This window comes from Microbispora sp. CSR-4 (assembly GCF_008033685.1).
Classification (GTDB): domain Bacteria; phylum Actinomycetota; class Actinomycetes; order Streptosporangiales; family Streptosporangiaceae; genus Microbispora.
Genome location: NZ_VJVX01000001.1, coordinates 390,300 through 406,940, shown reverse-complemented (window position 1 = coordinate 406,940; position 16,641 = coordinate 390,300). Strand labels below are relative to the sequence as shown.

The 16,641-nt window shown below is 71.1% G+C and carries 17 protein-coding genes; 13 read left to right on the top strand and 4 right to left on the bottom strand.

Annotated features, from left to right (window positions below; genetic code table 11):
• The first annotated feature begins 73 nt into the window (after positions 1-73).
• Together FLV34_RS01910 and FLV34_RS01905 are read left to right on the top strand one after the other, a co-directional pair.
• A complete protein-coding gene (locus FLV34_RS01910; protein ID WP_261985614.1) occupies positions 74-928 on the top strand; it encodes a L,D-transpeptidase family protein in 855 nt (284 codons plus the stop codon).
• 403 nt (positions 929-1,331) lie between these two features.
• A complete protein-coding gene (locus FLV34_RS01905) occupies positions 1,332-1,769 on the top strand; it encodes an SAV_6107 family HEPN domain-containing protein (protein ID WP_076432068.1) in 438 nt (145 codons plus the stop codon).
• 142 nt (positions 1,770-1,911) lie between these two features.
• On the opposite strand, the gene FLV34_RS01900 is transcribed toward FLV34_RS01905, so the two are convergent.
• The 4 genes from FLV34_RS01900 to FLV34_RS01885 form a co-directional block, all read right to left on the bottom strand.
• Positions 1,912-2,343: a type II toxin-antitoxin system VapC family toxin gene (locus tag FLV34_RS01900; RefSeq protein ID WP_142644955.1), complete on the bottom strand. Its 432-nt coding sequence runs from the start codon at positions 2,341-2,343 to the stop codon at positions 1,912-1,914.
• Complete coding sequence (locus FLV34_RS01895; protein WP_142644956.1) at positions 2,336-2,605, bottom strand: hypothetical protein; 270 nt, start codon at positions 2,603-2,605, stop codon at positions 2,336-2,338. The genes FLV34_RS01900 and FLV34_RS01895 overlap by 8 nt, the downstream gene beginning before the upstream one ends.
• Positions 2,606-2,671: 66 nt before the next feature.
• On the bottom strand, positions 2,672-3,916 hold the full coding sequence (locus tag FLV34_RS01890) for an arginine deiminase (protein ID WP_142644957.1): 1,245 nt from the start codon (positions 3,914-3,916) through the stop codon (positions 2,672-2,674).
• 187 nt (positions 3,917-4,103) lie between these two features.
• Positions 4,104-4,598 (bottom strand): transcriptional regulator, encoded by a 495-nt coding sequence (locus FLV34_RS01885; RefSeq protein WP_030508976.1) that lies wholly within the window; start codon positions 4,596-4,598, stop codon positions 4,104-4,106.
• Between the two features lie 490 nt (positions 4,599-5,088).
• Here FLV34_RS01885 and pyrR point away from each other — a divergent pair, with 490 nt between their 5' ends.
• The 11 genes from pyrR to rpoZ all read left to right on the top strand — a co-directional run bounded on the left by pyrR (position 5,089) and on the right by rpoZ (position 16,631).
• Positions 5,089-5,646 carry a bifunctional pyr operon transcriptional regulator/uracil phosphoribosyltransferase PyrR gene (gene pyrR, locus FLV34_RS01880; protein ID WP_168065543.1) on the top strand — a complete coding sequence of 186 codons (558 nt, stop codon included), beginning with the start codon at positions 5,089-5,091 and terminating at the stop codon, positions 5,644-5,646.
• The gene (locus tag FLV34_RS01875; protein ID WP_142644959.1) at positions 5,643-6,578 is read left to right on the top strand and encodes an aspartate carbamoyltransferase catalytic subunit; all 936 of its coding nucleotides are present in this window, start codon (positions 5,643-5,645) and stop codon (positions 6,576-6,578) included. Before pyrR ends, FLV34_RS01875 begins: the two co-directional genes overlap by 4 nt.
• Positions 6,575-7,906: a dihydroorotase gene (locus tag FLV34_RS01870; protein ID WP_222709385.1), complete on the top strand. Its 1,332-nt coding sequence runs from the start codon at positions 6,575-6,577 to the stop codon at positions 7,904-7,906. Before FLV34_RS01875 ends, FLV34_RS01870 begins: the two co-directional genes overlap by 4 nt.
• A complete protein-coding gene (carA, locus tag FLV34_RS01865) occupies positions 7,903-9,129 on the top strand; it encodes a glutamine-hydrolyzing carbamoyl-phosphate synthase small subunit (protein ID WP_147942212.1) in 1,227 nt (408 codons plus the stop codon). The genes FLV34_RS01870 and carA overlap by 4 nt, the downstream gene beginning before the upstream one ends.
• Positions 9,122-12,400, top strand: a complete 3,279-nt coding sequence (carB, locus tag FLV34_RS01860) for a carbamoyl-phosphate synthase large subunit (RefSeq protein WP_147942211.1) — start codon at positions 9,122-9,124, stop codon at positions 12,398-12,400. The genes carA and carB overlap by 8 nt, the downstream gene beginning before the upstream one ends.
• A gap of 179 nt (positions 12,401-12,579) precedes the next feature.
• Complete coding sequence (locus FLV34_RS01855) at positions 12,580-13,437, top strand: dihydroorotate dehydrogenase electron transfer subunit (RefSeq protein ID WP_142644963.1); 858 nt, start codon at positions 12,580-12,582, stop codon at positions 13,435-13,437.
• A 21-nt stretch (positions 13,438-13,458) separates the two neighbouring features.
• Positions 13,459-14,433 carry a dihydroorotate dehydrogenase gene (locus FLV34_RS01850; protein ID WP_142644964.1) on the top strand — a complete coding sequence of 325 codons (975 nt, stop codon included), beginning with the start codon at positions 13,459-13,461 and terminating at the stop codon, positions 14,431-14,433.
• Entirely contained in the window at positions 14,430-15,128 is a 699-nt protein-coding gene (gene pyrF / locus FLV34_RS01845) for an orotidine-5'-phosphate decarboxylase (protein WP_142644965.1), read from the top strand. Before FLV34_RS01850 ends, pyrF begins: the two co-directional genes overlap by 4 nt.
• Before the next feature lie 219 nt (positions 15,129-15,347).
• On the top strand, positions 15,348-15,671 hold the full coding sequence (gene mihF / locus FLV34_RS01840) for an integration host factor, actinobacterial type (RefSeq protein ID WP_030450375.1): 324 nt from the start codon (positions 15,348-15,350) through the stop codon (positions 15,669-15,671).
• 38 nt (positions 15,672-15,709) lie between these two features.
• Entirely contained in the window at positions 15,710-16,354 is a 645-nt protein-coding gene (gmk, locus tag FLV34_RS01835; protein WP_260617010.1) for a guanylate kinase, read from the top strand.
• A 13-nt stretch (positions 16,355-16,367) separates the two neighbouring features.
• Complete coding sequence (gene rpoZ / locus FLV34_RS01830) at positions 16,368-16,631, top strand: DNA-directed RNA polymerase subunit omega (RefSeq protein ID WP_030508986.1); 264 nt, start codon at positions 16,368-16,370, stop codon at positions 16,629-16,631.
• Positions 16,632-16,641 lie beyond the last annotated feature (10 nt).

Sequence of the window (16,641 nt, the reverse complement as noted above, 5' to 3'; positions counted from 1 at the left end):
CGATCACGCGGCTCACAATCGGACCGTAAGGTGAGTCCTTTGATCGAGAAACCGGCTTATGAGGGGGTTGGTCATGATGAGGGGTCGACGGAGACTACTCGTCGCGGCCGGGGTCGTGACGTTCGCGACGGCCTTCGCGGCGACCGGCGCCGCGGGCACGGCCCAGGCGAGCACCGCCGCACCGGCGGAGGCCGTGCTCGGGGCGCTTCCCGCGCTCTCGCCGTCCTCGGCGCTCCCGGCGCGGGCCGCCGTCCCCGCACGCGCCACCGGTTACGCGCCGTTCACCGCCCCGGGCAAGACGCTCAAGCTCGGCGCCAAGGGCTCCGCCGTCAAGGCGCTGCAGGCCCGGCTCAAGGAGCTCGGGTATGTGCCCGGCAGCATTGACGGACGGTACGGCGGGGGCACGCAGATGGCGGGCTGGGCGGTCCAGAAGGGGCAGGGGGTCACGCCGACCAGCACGATCGCCGCCCGCACCTGGCGGGCGCTGGAGAACCCCCGGGCGCCCAAGGTCCTGGTGCCCAGGGGCAAGGCGAACCGTGTCGAGGTGAACCTGACCAAGCAGGTGATGGTTCTCTATCGGGGTGGCGTGCCGGTGCTGATCAGCCACATCTCCAGCGGCAGCGGCATCCCCTACACCGAGTGGGCCACCTGGAACGGCAAGCGGCAGCGGTTCTCCGGCAGCGCCCGCACGCCGACCGGCGACTACAGGACCACCTGGCGGGTCAAGGGCTGGCACCGGTCCTACCTGGGGCAGCTCTACAACCCCATCTTCTTCAACGGCGGCATCGCGCTCCACGGCGCGCTGTCGGTGCCGCTCTACCCGGCGTCGCACGGCTGCGTGCGGCTGCCCATGAGCGTGGCCGAGATCCTGCCGGGCATGCTCGGCACGGGCGTCCCGGTGCACGTCAGGGGCGCCTTCAGGCGCTGACTCCCTTCAGGAGGGGCCCCGCGCGAGATCGTCGCGCGGGGCCCCTCTGTCGTCCGCCCCGCTCGTTTCGAACGCGATCCTCGAACACGTTTTCGTTGACAGTCTTGACAGGGGACATGATCGAATCTATGTTCGATGGAGTGGGCGTGGGACTCGCGGCTCGCGCCCACCCCGTTGGTTCCGTGCCTTCGTCGTCGGCGGAGACGGATGCGGCACGGCCCGCGGCGTGGGCCGGACGGGGAGAGGGGAAGCTCCTCGTCCGGCCGCCCACGGGAGCCTGGGAAAGCGCCGGGCGATCTCGAGCGGTTCGCGGGATCTCCGGCCGGCGAAATTGTCGGTGCGATCTGCGACTGTGAGGTCACCGGCGACCTTCGCCGGAGTGCCACGACTCAAGGAGGCGGGCATGACTGAGCAGAACGACGATCAGAAGAGCGGGCCCCGGCTCTCGCAGGCGGTTCTGGCACACCTCGCGGACGCCAGGGCATGCCTCGCTGACGCCACCGTCGGGCCCACACCCGCGGACCGCTACGTCTCGGCCCATCTGGCGGCTCTCCGCGCCGCCGCCGGGATCCTCGCGGCTCGTCCACGTCCGATGGACGGCCGCAGGCGGCGGCTGCGCAGCGCCTGGGAGCTGCTCCCGGAGGCCGAGCCCAAGCTCGCGGACTGGGCGGCCTACTTCGCGGTGAGCGCGACCAAGCGCGCGGCGGCCGAGGCCGGCATGGTCCGCGCCGTCACGCAGAACGACGCGGAGGAAATCATAGCGGAGGCGGACAGGTTCGTCGGCGAGGTCGAGTCGATCCTCGGCCTGCCCGGCCGTCCCACCCTCCCCATGGCCGGCTGACCCCGCACCCCGCCCATGCCCGCCCGACGCCGAACCCACGGCCGGCTGGCACCGAGCCCTGCCCAGGCGGGCTATGGAGCGGCCATGCGTTGGGGCTCTCGCTCGGGATCGCGTCAGGCCTCACCAGCGTGTCCCACGGGGCCTATTCGTCGGGGTCGGCGATCTCGATGATGCGCAGCGGGTTGTCCAGGGCCCGGGACGGTCGCTGCCATTTGCCGCCGCGCAGGGTGAGGATCGGGCAGACCGAGACGTCCGCGATTGCGGCGGCGTGAGCGTCATGGATGTCGAGGCCGGTGACGGCCATCGTGTCGACGAGCTTGGCGGATTGTGCGATGCCGTCCAGCGGGGCGACGACGGCATGCTCGAACGCGGCCAGGCCGGCGAGCAGGGCCTGGGCGTCCGGCGTGCCGCGGCCGTCGAGGAGTGCCCCGGCGGCCGCCAGTGCGGGGACGACGAGAGTCTGACCGGCCCGGTCGAAGTCCTGCAGGAGGCCGATGACGTCGGCGTCCCCGCGGGCGACGTCGGTCAGCACGCTGGTGTCGAGGATGTACGGCGTGGGGGTGAAGTCACTCACCGGACGCTGCCGGGAAACCATGCTCGGCGAGCTGGCGGTTCACGTGCCGCATCATGCGGGCCACCCGTTCGGGGTCGGCCTGGCGGGCGCGTTCGCGCAGCAGGGCGAGCGCGCGCTGGTCGGTGATGCGCTTTTCCGCGATGGCGTCGTTGAAGACGGCGGCCACGCTGGTGGCCTTGCCGGTCGCCACGAGGTGCTCGGCGTATTCAAGGACGCCGGGGTCCACGGTGATCGTGATCCGCGCCTTCCTGTCTCCGCTCATACCCGGGATCATACCGACGCTGCTCGCGCGGTGCGGGGATTCAGGCCGGTGGGATCGCGGCTGTGGTCAGACGGGGTCGCGCTCCAGAGGGCAGCTCATGCACCGCGGCCCGCCGCGCCCGCGGCCGAGCTCGCTGCCCCGGATGGTGATGACCTCGATGCCGTGCCTGCGCAGGTGGTTGTTGGTCGTGGTGTTGCGCTCATAGGCCACGACCACGCCGGGCTCCAGCGCCAGCACGTTGCAGCCGTCGTCCCACTGCTCGCGTTCGGCCGCGTGCACGTCCTGCGTCGGCGTGAGGACCTTGATGTCGTCGAGGCCGATGGCCCGGGCGATCGCCTTGTGCATGTCCTCCGGCGGATGGTCGGTGATCTTCAGCTCCTTGTCGGTGTCGCCCGGCTCCACCGTGTAGGACGGGAGCATGCCGAGCCCGGCGTATTTGGTGAACACGCCCACGTCGACGTTGGTCATGACAGTGTCGAGGTGCATGAACGCGCGGGTCTTGGGCAGGACGAGCGCCACGATGCGGGTCGCCGACCCCGCTCGGAACAGGTTGGTCGCCAGCATCTCCACGGCCTGCGGCTGGGTGCGCTCGCTCACCCCGACGAGCACGACGCCGTCGCCGAGCACCAGGACGTCGCCGCCCTCGATGGTGGCCGGGGCCATGCGCACGCCCTCGTACCAGACGTTGAAACCGCCGCCGTCCGGGTTGCCGTAGCCCGGGGCGAACAGCGGGTGCCACCGGTAGACCGCCTCGTAGTTGACGGTCTCCCGCCTGCGGGCCTTCTTGCGCATCGGATTGATCGACACCCCGTCGTATATCCAGCAGGAGGTGTCGCGGGCGAACAGGTGGTTGGGCAGCGGCGGGAGGACGAAGTCGTCCAGGCCGAGGGTGTGGAAGACGATGGAGGCCGGGTCGCAGCCCAGTTCGAGGATCTCGCGTTTGGTGATCCCGCCCGTCAGCAGCGGCGCGAGCGCGTCCGCGTCGAGGGCGTCGAGCGTGTTGCGGATCGCGTCGGCGGTCAGGGGGCCGAACCAGTGCTCGTCGACGCTGCCGTCGAGGATGTGCTTGCGCGCGTCGGGGATCTCGATCACCTCCCGGAGGAGGTCGCCGAGGTGATGCACCTCGACGCCGCGCCCGGCGAGCACCTCGCACCACTCCCGGTGCTCCTCCAGAGCGCGCTGCACCCACAGCACGTCGTCGAACAGCAGGGCGTCCTTGTTGCCCGGGGTGAGCCGCTTTAGCGCGAGTTCGGGTATGTCGACCAGAACCCGGCGGAGCCTGCCCACCTCGGAGCCCACGAAAAACGTCATGTCCTGCCTATCCCCGCGTGGCGGGAATCAGTCGTACGGGCGGCTCCCCGTCGCGGAGACGCCGCCCGTGACGAAGGGGCCCGCCGGCGCCGATGCCGCGAAGGCGCCGCCCGGACCGCTCCAGGCACGGCGCGTGCCGGAAACGACCGGCATCGCCGCGGGGAGCCGGGTGCGGACCCGTGGGAGGTCAGAAGGACTCGACGGCGCGGCGGGCCTCCGCGTCGAGCACGCCCCAGTGGATGAACTCCTCGGTCAGCTCGACCGGCGACTTGTCGTAGATGACCGCCAGCGAACGCAGGTCCTCCTGCCGGATGGACAGCACCTTGCCGTTGTAGTCACCCCGCTGGCTCTGGATGGTCGCGGCGTAACGGGCAAGCGGACCGGCCTTGTCCTTCGGCAGCTGCGAAAGGCGCTCAAGGTCGATGACCAACTTGGGAGCGGGCGCAAGCGGGCTGGGGGCGGCTCCGCCCGGAAGAAGCTCCGACACCGGCACTCCGTAGAAATCCGCGAGCTCGGCGAGCTTCTGCACGGTCACCGCGCGGTCGCCCCGCTCGTAGGAGCCCACGACGACGGCCTTCCACCGTCCGCGGGACTTCTCTTCCACACCATGCAGGGACAGCCCCTGCTGGGTCCGGATGGCGCGCAGGCGCGCGCCCAGCGACTTGGCGTAGTCAGACGGCATCGTGTGGCCCCCGGCTTTCTATGTCTCTTCTCACTTGATTGTGCGTCCTTGTCCTAAGCGTTCCGTACACCGGGGCTGGTGCCCGAGACCGGCACCTTCGGTGACCGCTGCGTCGGGTTTTACCCAGGAAGGTCGCGTGTTGTGGTTACGGACAGTGACGGTAAAGCCGACACTCCCAAAGGTCAAGCTGATTGGAAAAAAGAGCGTGAAACAGTGCTCTCACCGAAATCACCGACACCCGGTGTGATGCGGCTTCCGATCCCCGGCCCGTCTCTCGCCCGTCTTCCGGACGTCCCCGGCGCGTCCCCGTGAACGGCGCCGGAGGGTCCCCGAAGGCCCCGGCACGTCCTCGTCACGCCGAGGGCGAACACCCCCTGCGGTGGCATCACCCCTGGCGGGAGGGGGGTTCGCAGACGGCCCTGATACTCTAAGCAGAACCGACACCCTTTTAAGACCCGTCCCGTGAGGCGGGAAAGGTGGTGACTTTTTGATGTCTGATGCCCGAAATCAGGCCCGCGCCGTACTGGAAGGGCCCGACATCCACCGGGCGCTCACCCGGATCGCACACGAGATCCTCGAACGCACCAGGGGCGCGGAGAACGTCGTCCTGATCGGTATCCCCACCCGCGGCGCCACTCTCGCGCACCGCATCGCCGGGCGCATCGCCCAGTTCGAGGGGATCAAGGTCCCCGTCGGCGCCATCGACGTCACGATGTACCGCGACGATCTGCGCCTGCGGCCCGCGCGCCCGCTCGGCCGCACCGAACTTCCCCAGAACGGCGTGGACGGCAGGACCGTCGTCCTCGTGGACGACGTCCTCTACTCCGGCCGCACCGTCCGCGCCGCGCTCGACGCGCTGAACGACGTGGGCAGGCCCAGGGCCGTCCAGCTCGCCACGCTCGTCGACCGCGGCCACCGCGAGCTGCCGATCCGCGCCGACTACGTCGGCAAGAACCTGCCGACCTCCAAGAGCGAGAAGGTCAAGGTCTTCCTTGAGGAGACCGACGGGCGCGACGCGGTCGTGCTCATCAAGGAGGACGACCGATGAAGCATCACCTGATCTCGACCGGCGACCTCACCCGCGACGACGCGCTCCTCATCCTCGACACGGCCGAGGAGCTGGCGCAGGTCTCGCAGCGGTCCATCAAGAAGCTGCCCACGCTGCGCGGCCGCACGGTGGTGAACCTCTTCTTCGAGGACTCCACCCGGACCCGCATCTCCTTCGAGGCCGCGGCCAAGCGCCTGTCGGCCGATGTGATCAACTTCTCGGCCAAGGGGTCGAGCGTGTCCAAGGGCGAGTCGCTGAAGGACACCGCGCTCACCCTGGAGGCCATGGGCGCCGACGCCGTGGTGATCCGGCACAGCGCCTCGGGCGCGCCGCACCGCCTGGCCACCTGGGTGCGCGGCAGCGTGGTCAACGCCGGGGACGGCACCCACGAGCATCCCACCCAGGCGCTGCTCGACGCCTTCAGCATCCGCCGCAGGCTGGGCCGCCTGGAGGGCCTGAAGATCGCCATCGTGGGCGACGTGCTGCACAGCCGGGTCGCCCGGTCCAACGTGCTGCTGCTGCACACGCTCGGCGCGGAGGTGACGCTCGTCGCCCCGCCGACCCTGCTTCCGGTTGCGGTCGAGACCTGGCCCTGTCAGGTCTCGTACGACCTCGACGCCGTGCTGCCCAAGTCGGACGTCGTGATGATGCTGCGGGTCCAGCTCGAACGGATGAACGCGGCCTACTTCCCCTCGGCGCGGGAGTACAGCCGCCGCTACGGCCTCGACCGCGAGCGCTTCGCCCGCCTGCACGACGACGCCGTCGTCATGCACCCCGGCCCGATGAACCGCGGCATGGAGATCTCCGCGGAGGTCGCCGACTCGCCGCGCTCGACGATCGTCGAGCAGGTCACCAACGGCGTGACGGTCCGGATGGCCGTCCTCTACCTGCTGCTCGGCGGTTCCGAGCCCGCGATCGGAGGCGCCGAATGAGCACGTACGACCTTCACGGGGGAACTGTGACCACCATCCTCATCAAGGGCGCGCGGATCCTGGGCGGCGCCCCGGGCGACATCCTGCTGCGCGACGGCGTCGTGGCGGAGACCGGCGACCTCGCGGGCGCCAAGGCCGACCAGACGATCGACGCCGACGGGCTGGTCGCCCTGCCCGGCCTGGTCGACCTGCACACCCACCTGCGCGAGCCCGGCCGGGAGGACGCCGAGACCGTCGAGACCGGCACCCAGGCCGCGGCGCGGGGCGGATACACCGCCGTCCACGCGATGGCCAACACCTCCCCGGTGGCCGACACCGCGGGCGTGGTGGAGCAGGTCTGGCGGCTCGGCCAGGAGTTCGGCCACTGCGACGTGCAGCCCGTGGGCGCGGTGACCTCCGGCCTGGAGGGCCGCCAGCTCGCCGAGCTCGGCGCGATGGCCGACTCCGCGGCCCGCGTGCGGGTCTTCTCCGACGACGGCAAGTGCGTGTCCGACGCCGTGCTGATGCGCCGGGCGCTGGAGTATGTCAAGGCGTTCGACGGCGTCGTCGCCCAGCACGCCCAGGAGCCCAGGCTGACCGAGGGCGCCCAGCTCAACGAGGGCGAGGTGTCGGCCAGGCTCGGCCTGACCGGCTGGCCGGCGGTCGCCGAGGAGGCGATCATCGCGCGCGACTGCCTGCTCGCCGCGCACGTCGGCTCCCGGCTGCACGTCTGCCACGTCTCCACCGCGGGCTCCGTCGAGATCATCCGCTGGGCCAAGTCGAAGGGCTGGGACGTGACCGCCGAGGTCACCCCCCATCACCTGCTGCTGACCGACTCCTGCGCGGAGAGCTCGCCGCTCGGGCCGTACAACCCGATCTACAAGGTGAACCCGCCGCTGCGCACCGCCGACGACGTACGGGTGCTGCGCGAGGCGCTGGCCGACGGCACGATCGACTGCGTGGCCACCGACCACGCGCCCCACCCGGTCGAGGACAAGGAGACCGAGTGGGCCGCGGCGGCCATGGGCATGATCGGCCTGGAGACGGCCCTGTCCGTGGTCCAGGAGGCCATGGTCGAGACCGGCCTGCTCGACTGGGCCGGCGTCGCCGACCGCATGTCCGCCCGGCCGGCCAGGATCGGCAGGCTCGCCGGCCACGGCCGCCCGATCGAGGCCGGAGCCCCCGGCAACGTCACCCTGTACGACCCGTCGGTCCGGCAGCCCGTGGACCCGTCCGCGATGGCGTCGAAGAGCCGCAACACCCCCTACGAGGGGCTGACCCTGCCCGGCCGCGTCGTCGCGACGTTCCTGCGCGGCCGCCCCACCGTTCTCGAAGGGAAGCTCGTATGACAGCCCTGCTCGTGCTCGAGGACGGACGCGTCTTCGAAGGAACCCCGTACGGCGCGGTGGGCGAGACGTTCGGCGAGATGGTCTTCAACACCGGCATGACCGGCTACCAGGAGACGCTCACCGACCCCTCCTACCACCGCCAGATCGTGGCGATGACCGCCCCGCACATCGGCAACACCGGCGTCAACGACGAGGACCCCGAGTCCGGCAGGGTCTGGGTAGCGGGCTACGTGGTGCGCGAGCCGTCCCGGATCCCGTCGAACTGGCGCTCCCGCAGGACGCTCGACGACTACCTGCGCGACCAGGGCGTGGTCGGCATCGCGATGCCCGGCACCCGCGCCCTCACCCGCCACCTGCGCGAGCGCGGCGCGATGCGCGCGGGCGTCTTCAGCGAGGGCGGCGACATCGACGAGCTGGTCGAGCGGGTGCGGCGCTCGCCCGGCATGGAGGGCGCCGACCTGGCCCGCGAGGTCAGCACGGCCGAGCCGTACGTCGTGCCGGCGCGCGGCCGCAAGCGCTTCACCGTCGCCGCGGTCGACCTCGGCATCAAGGCGATGACGCCGGAGCGGATGTCCGAGCGGGGCTGCGAGGTGCACGTGCTGCCGGCGACCGTCACGGCGGCCGACATCCTCGCCCTAGCCCCGGACGGCGTCTTCTTCTCCAACGGCCCCGGCGACCCCGCCACGGCCGACTACGCGGTCGAGTCGCTGCGCGAGGTGCTGGACGCGGGCGTGCCGTTCTTCGGCATCTGCTTCGGCAACCAGATCCTCGGGCGGGCGCTCGGCCTCGGCACCTACAAGCTGCGGTACGGCCATCGCGGGGTGAACCAGCCGGTGCAGGACCGCAGGACGGGCAAGGTCGAGATCTCCGCGCACAACCACGGCTTCGCCGTGCGCGCGCCGCTCGACGGCCCCTTCGAGACCCCGTACGGCGCGGCCGAGGTGAGCCACGTCAACCTCAACGACGACTGCGTGGAGGGGCTGCGCCTGCTGGAGCGTCCCGCGTTCAGCGTGCAGTACCACCCCGAGGCGGCCGCGGGCCCGCACGACGCCGCGTACCTGTTCGACGAGTTCTGCGAGCTGATGGAGCGCGGGAGGGAGCGAGGGAGCGGCGCGCAGCGTGCCTCCCTGCCTGCGAGCGAGGCTCGGTCATTCGGCGCGCCCCAGGCACGACGGAGCGCGACCGAGGACACCGACGACAAGAAGGGGGCCGAGGGTGCCTAAGCGTACGGACATCAGGTCCGTCATGGTGATCGGCTCCGGCCCGATCGTCATCGGACAGGCGTGCGAGTTCGACTACTCCGGCACCCAGGCCTGCCGCGTCCTGCGCAGCGAAGGCTTCCGGGTCGTCCTCGTCAACAGCAACCCCGCCACGATCATGACGGACCCGGAGTTCGCCGACGCCACCTACGTCGAGCCGATCACGCCGGACATCGTCGAGAAGATCATCGCCAAGGAGCGGCCCGACGCGCTGCTGCCCACGCTGGGCGGCCAGACGGCGCTCAACACCGCCGTGGCGCTGCACGAGGCGGGCGTGCTCGACAAGTACGGCGTCGAGCTGATCGGCGCCGACATCGACGCCATCCAGGCGGGGGAGAACCGCGAGCGGTTCAAGGAGATCGTCGCCAAGGTCGCCGCCGAGCGCGGCCTCAACGCCGAGTCGGCGCGCAGCGCGATCTGCCACACGATGGACGAGTGCCTGGCCGCGGCCGGCGAGCTGGGCTACCCCGTCGTGGTCCGCCCGAGCTTCACCATGGGCGGCGCCGGCTCCGGGTTCGCCCACGACGAGGCCGAGCTGCGCCGCATCGCGGGCGCCGGCCTCGACGCGTCCCCCACCACCGAGGTGCTCCTGGAGGAGTCGATCCTCGGCTGGAAGGAGTACGAGCTCGAGGTCATGCGGGACCGCAACGACAACGTGGTCATCGTGTGCTCCATCGAGAACATCGACCCGATGGGCGTCCACACCGGCGACAGCGTGACGGTGGCGCCCGCGCTGACGCTGACCGACCGCGAATACCAGAACATGCGCGACGTCGCGATCGCGGTCATCCGCGAGGTCGGCGTGGACACCGGCGGCTGCAACATCCAGTTCGCGGTCGACCCGAAGACCGGCCGCATGATCGTCATCGAGATGAACCCGCGCGTGTCGCGGTCGTCGGCGCTGGCGTCCAAGGCCACCGGCTTCCCGATCGCCAAGATCGCCGCCAAGCTCGCCATCGGCTACACCCTCGACGAGATCCCCAACGACATCACCAAGGAGACCCCGGCGTCGTTCGAGCCGTCGCTCGACTACATCGTGGTCAAGGTGCCGAGGTTCGCGTTCGAGAAGTTCGCCGGGGCCGACCAGACGCTCACCACCCACATGAAGTCGGTCGGCGAGGCGATGGCGATCGGCCGCTCCTTCCCCGAGGCGCTGCAGAAGGCGCTGCGGTCGATGGAGAAGAAGGGGTCGTCGTTCACCTGGGCGGGCGAGCCCGGCGACCTGGACGAGCTCCTGGAGGCCTGCCGCAGGCCGCACGACGGACGGCTGCGCACCATGCAGCAGGCGATCAGGGCGGGCGCGACCCCCGAGCAGATCCACGAGGTCACGTCGGTGGACCCGTGGTTCGTCGACCAGCTCTTCGCGATCGACGAGGTCGCTCGGTCGATCACCGCGCTCGACCGGCCCACCCTGGAGCTGGCCAAGCGGCACGGCTTCAGCGACGCGCAGATCGCCGAGATCCTGGGCGTGCCGGAGCCCGAGGTGCGGGCCGCGCGCCACGAGCTCGGCGTCCGGCCCGTCTACAACACCGTGGACACCTGCGCCGCCGAGTTCGCCGCGCGCACGCCGTACCTCTACTCCACGTACGACGAGGAGACCGAGGTGCCGGCAGGGGACCGGCCCAAGGTGATCATCCTGGGCAGCGGGCCCAACCGCATCGGCCAGGGCATCGAGTTCGACTACGCCTGCGTGCACGCGTCGTTCGAGCTGTCCAGGGCCGGCTACGAGACCGTGATGGTCAACTGCAACCCCGAGACCGTCTCGACCGACTACGACACCTCCGACCGGCTCTACTTCGAGCCGCTCACGCTGGAGGACGTCCTGGAGGTCGTGCACGCCGAGCAGGAGACCGGGCCGGTGGCCGGCGTCATCGTGCAGCTCGGCGGCCAGACGCCGCTCGGGCTCGCCCAGGCGCTCAAGGACGCGGGGGTGCCCGTGGTCGGCACCTCGCCCGAGTCGATCCACCTCGCCGAGGAGCGCGGCGCGTTCGGGCGGGTCCTCGCCGAGGCCGGGCTGCCCGCGCCCAAGCACGGCACCGCGACGACCGTGGAAGAGGCTCAGGCCGTCGCCGAGGAGATCGGCTATCCGGTGCTCGTGCGGCCGTCGTACGTGCTCGGCGGCGCCGGCATGGCCATCGTGTACGACGAGGACACCCTCGGGGCGTACATGGCGAAGGCGGCCTCCGAGCACCCGGTGCTGATCGACCGGTTCCTCGACGACGCCATCGAGATCGACGTGGACGCGCTGTTCGACGGCGAGGAGCTCTACCTCGGCGGCGTCATGGAGCACATCGAGGAGGCCGGCATCCACTCCGGCGACTCGGCGTGCGCCCTGCCGCCGATCACGCTGGGCGGCTTCGACATCAAGCGGATCCGCGCGGCCACCGAGGCCATCGCCCGCGGGGTGGGCGTGCGCGGCCTGCTGAACGTCCAGTACGCCATGGCCTCCAACGTGCTGTACGTCCTGGAGGCCAACCCGAGGGCCAGCCGTACGGTGCCGTTCGTGTCCAAGGCGACGGCGGTGCCGCTGGCCAAGGCGGCGGCGCGGCTGATGCTGGGCGCGACGATCGCCGAGCTGCGCGCCGAGGGCATGCTGCCGGCCGGCTACGACGGCGGCACGCTGCCGCTGGACGCGCCGGTCGCGGTCAAGGAGGCGGTGCTGCCGTTCAACCGGTTCCGCGGCGTGGACACCGTGCTCGGGCCGGAGATGCGCTCGACCGGCGAGGTCATGGGCATCGACGAGTTCTTCGGCACGGCCTTCGCCAAGTCGCAGTCGGCGGCCTACGGCGCGCTGCCGACCAAGGGGCGGGCGTTCGTCTCGGTCGCCAACAAGGACAAGCGGGCAATGATCTTCCCCGTGAAGGCGCTCGCGGACCTCGGCTTCGAGATCCTTGCCACGGAGGGCACCGCCGAGGTGCTGCGCCGCAACGGCGTACGTGCCAAGATCGTGCGCAAGCACAGCGACGGGACGGGTCCCGACGGTGAGCCGACGATCGTGCGGCGCATCCTCGACGGGGAGGTGGACCTCATCGTGAACACCCCGTTCGGCAGCCCCGGTCAGGGCGGGCCGCGCCTCGACGGGTACGAGATCCGCACCGCCGCCGTCAGCCGCGGCATCGCCTGCATCACGACCGTCCAAGGCCTGGCGGCGGCCGTGCAGGGCATCCAGCACATCGTCAGGGGTGACATCGACGTGTGTTCCCTGCAGGAACACGCCAGGAGGCTGCGAGACTGAGCGCGGAGGGCGCGCTGGCAATCTGGACTGAGGAGCGAGGGGGGCGAGGTACGAGCGACCCGGAGCGACGAGGGCTGGGTACACTGCGCGCCTCCGGCACGACCAAGCCGGCTCAGGCGCCCGTTCGAACGGAGCGGGCGCCATGAGCAGGGCGCGCGCCATAGGCAGGGAGGAAGGGAGTGGCCGGGAGTCCGGTTCAGGTCACGGGCACGGTGCTGACGACGCGCCGCGTGGACGCCTACCATGCGCTCACGGTCGTCGCGCCGGGCATCGCCGACCGGTTCCGGCCGGGCCACTTCGTCACGGTCGCCGTCGGAGGCCGCAACTCCTCGATGCTCACCCGGCGGGCCTTCACGATCCACGACGTGAAGCCGGACTACGGTGGCACGGTGGAGCTCGTCTTCGGCGTGCGCGGTGCCGGGACGGCCTGGCTCGCCGACCTCCGGGCGCGCGACACGCTCGACCTGGTCGGCCCGCTCGGCCGTCCGTTCCCCCTGCCCCGCGACCCCTGCACCTGCGTACTGGTCGGCGACGAGCACGGCGCGGCGCCGCTGTTCGCGCTGGCGGACGCGCTGCAGCAGCGGGGCTGCCGCATCGACTTCGTGCTGGGGGCGCCGTCGGCCGACCGGGTCTTCGGGGCGCTGCGGGCCCGCAGGATGGGCGAGACGACCACGCTGACGACCGAGGACGGCTCGCTCGGCATGCGCGGCACGGTGACCGACGTGCTGCCCGGCGTGATCGCCGACGCGCGGGCCGACGCGGTCTACGCGTGCGGGCCGATGGCGACGCTGCGCGGCGTCACGGCGGTCGCCGCCGAGTTCGGCATCCCCGTGCAGGTGGCCGTGGAGGAGTCCATGGCCTGCGGCATCGGGGTCTGCATGACGTGCGTGGTGCCGGTCATCGGCGACGACGGCGTGACCCGCATGGTCCGCGCCTGCACCGAGGGGCCGGTGTTCCGGGGCGAGCGGGTGCGGTTCGACGACGTCGGGACGATCCCGTTCGACGCGCTCGGCGCGCCCGGCGGACGGCATGCCTGAGCCGGGGCGGGGGAGGCGGCCGTGACCGCCGACCTGCGGACCTACCTGGCCCATGTGGAGCTGCCCAACCCCGTGCTGACCGCCTCGGGCTGCGGCGGGACGGGCCGCGAGCTGGCCCAGTTCTCCGACGTCCACCGGCTGGGCGCCTTCGTCACCCGGTCGATCACCATGGCCCCGCGCGCGGGACGGCCGACGCCGCGGATGGCCGAGACGCCCTCGGGGCTGCTCAACGCCGTGGGCCTGCAGGGCCCGGGAGTCGAGGCGTTCCTGGAGCGCGAGCTGCCCTGGCTGGCCGAGCGCGGAGCCCGCACGGTCGTGTCGATCGGCGGCGGCACCGTGACCGAGTACACCGCGCTGGCACGGCGCCTGGCCGGCGTCGAGGGCATCACCGCCGTGGAGATCAACCTGTCGTGCCCGAACGTCGAGGACCGCGGCAGGGTGTTCGCCCGCGACGGGGCCGCCGCGGCGGAGGTCGTGGCCTCGGTGCGCGCGGCCACGCCGTACGAGGTGCCGGTGATCGCCAAGCTGTCCCCGGACGTGGCGGACATCGTCGCGGTCGCCCGCGCGTGCGTGGACGGCGGCGCCGACGCCCTCGCCATGATCAACACCCCGGTGGGGATGAGCATCGACGTGGACACGATGCGCCCATCGCTCGCGGCCGGCACCGGCGGCCTGTCCGGCCCCGCCGTACGGCCCCTGGCGGTGCGCTGCGTGTGGCAGGTGCACGCGGCGCTGCCGGGAGTGCCCATCATCGGCATGGGCGGCGTGACGACCGGCAGGGACGCCCTTGAGCTCGTCCTGGCGGGCGCCTGCGCCGTCGCTGTGGGCACGGCGCTGTTCCATGACCCCTACGCCTGCCCACGCGTCCTGAGGGAGCTTGAGGAGCTTCTGCAGGAGCGCGGGTTCGACCGGCTCGCCGACGCCGTGGGCCTGGCCCACCGCCCGGCGGGCGCGCAACCACGAACACGCACAGACCTCGAGGAGAGTTCGCTTTGACCACGCCCGCTCCCATCGCCGTCGCCCTGGACGCGCCCGACATGGAGACCGCGGCCCGCTGGGCCGGCCTGGTCACCCCGCACGTTTCGACGGTGAAGGTGGGGCTGGAGCTCTACCTGCGCCACGGCCCCGACGTGATCGCCTCGGTGCGCGGCGCGAGCGGCGTGCAGGTCTTCCTGGACCTCAAGCTGCACGACATCCCCAACACCGTGGGCGCCGCCGCCCGGGCGGTCGCCCGGCTCAAGCCGACGTACCTCACCGTGCACGCCGCGGGGGGCCACGCGATGGTCAAGGCGGCCGTCGAGGCGGCCCCCAACATCCAGATCGCGGCCGTGACGCTCCTGACGTCGCTTTCCGAGGCCGATCTCGGCGAGCTCGGCATGCAGGGACCCCCTACCGACATCGCGCGCCGCATGGCCGCCGTGGCCGTCGGGGCGGGCGCCCAGGCCCTCGTCTGCTCGCCCAGGGAGGTCGCCGCCGTACGCGCGGAGGTCGGCCCGGACGTGACATTGATCACTCCGGGCGTGCGGCCCGCCGGCGCCGACACCCAGGACCAGGCGCGGGTGGCCACGCCGGAGCACGCGATCGCCCAGGGAGCCGATCTTCTGGTGATCGGACGGCCCATCACCGGGGCGCCGGACCCGGGTGCGGCGGCCGCCGGGATCGCCGCCGCGCTGCGTCGCGTGAGCGCCTGATCGGGCGTTCGCCGGCCTCGGGCGCCGTCACCTTGCGTCATCCTGCTTAGGGCCTGCTGAGGCGGTTTTGATCTACGAAGAGTGACTTTTCCAATACCAAAAGTAGTAAAATCAATTTTGTAGTCCGAGAAACCGCCCTTGACGTTGCCGTTACGGCCAAGACCAGCTAGTTTCCCCTCCCGTCCGAGTACATCGACAAGAAATTCGAGGTGACCCGGCGTGGCTCTTCCTCCCCTGACCCCCGAGCAGCGCGCCGCAGCTCTTGAGAAGGCTGCCAAGGCACGCAAGGAGCGTGCCGAGGTCAAGAACCGGCTCAAGCACGGCGCGGTTTCGCTGGCTGAGGTGCTGAAGGATGGGCAGACCGACGACGTCATCGGCAAGATGAAGGTCTCGGCTCTGCTGGAGTCGCTCCCTGGCGTCGGCAAGGTCCGCGCCAAGCAGCTCATGGAGCGCCTTGGTATCGCCGAATCCCGCCGCGTGCGGGGTCTCGGCGCCAACCAGCGCGCCTCCCTGGAGCGCGAGTTCGGCGGCGCCGAGAGCTGATCTCGGCGGCGTACGAGCGAGTTTCACGGGGGTACGGAGTGACCGACATGTCCCGGTCCGCTGGAGATCGGGCCCACGAGGCAGTCGCGACCAGCGGGTCCAGGGCACACGGCGGTGACTCCAAGCCCCGCCCGCGCCTGACGGTCCTGTCCGGTCCGTCGGGTGTGGGGAAGTCCACGGTCGTCGCCGAGCTCCGGCGGTCCCACCCAGAGGTGTGGCTGTCGGTCTCGGTGACAACCCGGAAGCCCCGGCCGGGGGAGCAGCACGGCGTGGAGTACTTCTTCGCCGACAACGACGAGTTCGACCGGCTCGTCGCCTCCGGTGAGCTTCTGGAGTGGGCCGAGTTCGCCGGCAACCGCTACGGCACGCCCAGAGGGCCGGTGCTGGAGAAGCTGGCGGCAGGGGTCCCCACCCTGCTGGAGATCGACCTGCAGGGCGCCAGGCAGGTGCGCAAGACGATGCCCGATGCCCTGCTGGTGTTCCTCGCCCCGCCGAGCTGGGAGGAGCTGGAGCGGCGGCTGCGCGGCCGCGGCACCGAGCCTCCCGACGTGATCGCCCGGCGCCTGGAGATGGCCCGGATCGAGCTGGCGGCGGAGAAGGAGTTCGATCTCACGATCGTCAACACGTCCGTCAAGGATGTGTGCCACCGGCTGATAACCTTGATGGGAAACTCACCTAGCTAGGGGAATCACTGACGTGGCAAGCAGCTCCGCCTACGCGGAAGGCATCACCAACCCGTCGATCGACGCGCTTCTCGACATCGTCGACAGCAAGTACAGCCTCGTGATCATGGGTGCGAAGCGGGCGCGCCAGATCAACGCCTACTACTCGCAGCTCGGCGAGGGCCTGCTGGAGTACGTGGGGCCCCTCGTGGAGACCCACGCCCAGGAGAAGCCGCTGTCGATCGCGCTGCGCGAGGTCTCCGAGGGTCTGCTCACCTCTGAGCCCATCGAGGGCTGAGCACCGCCTC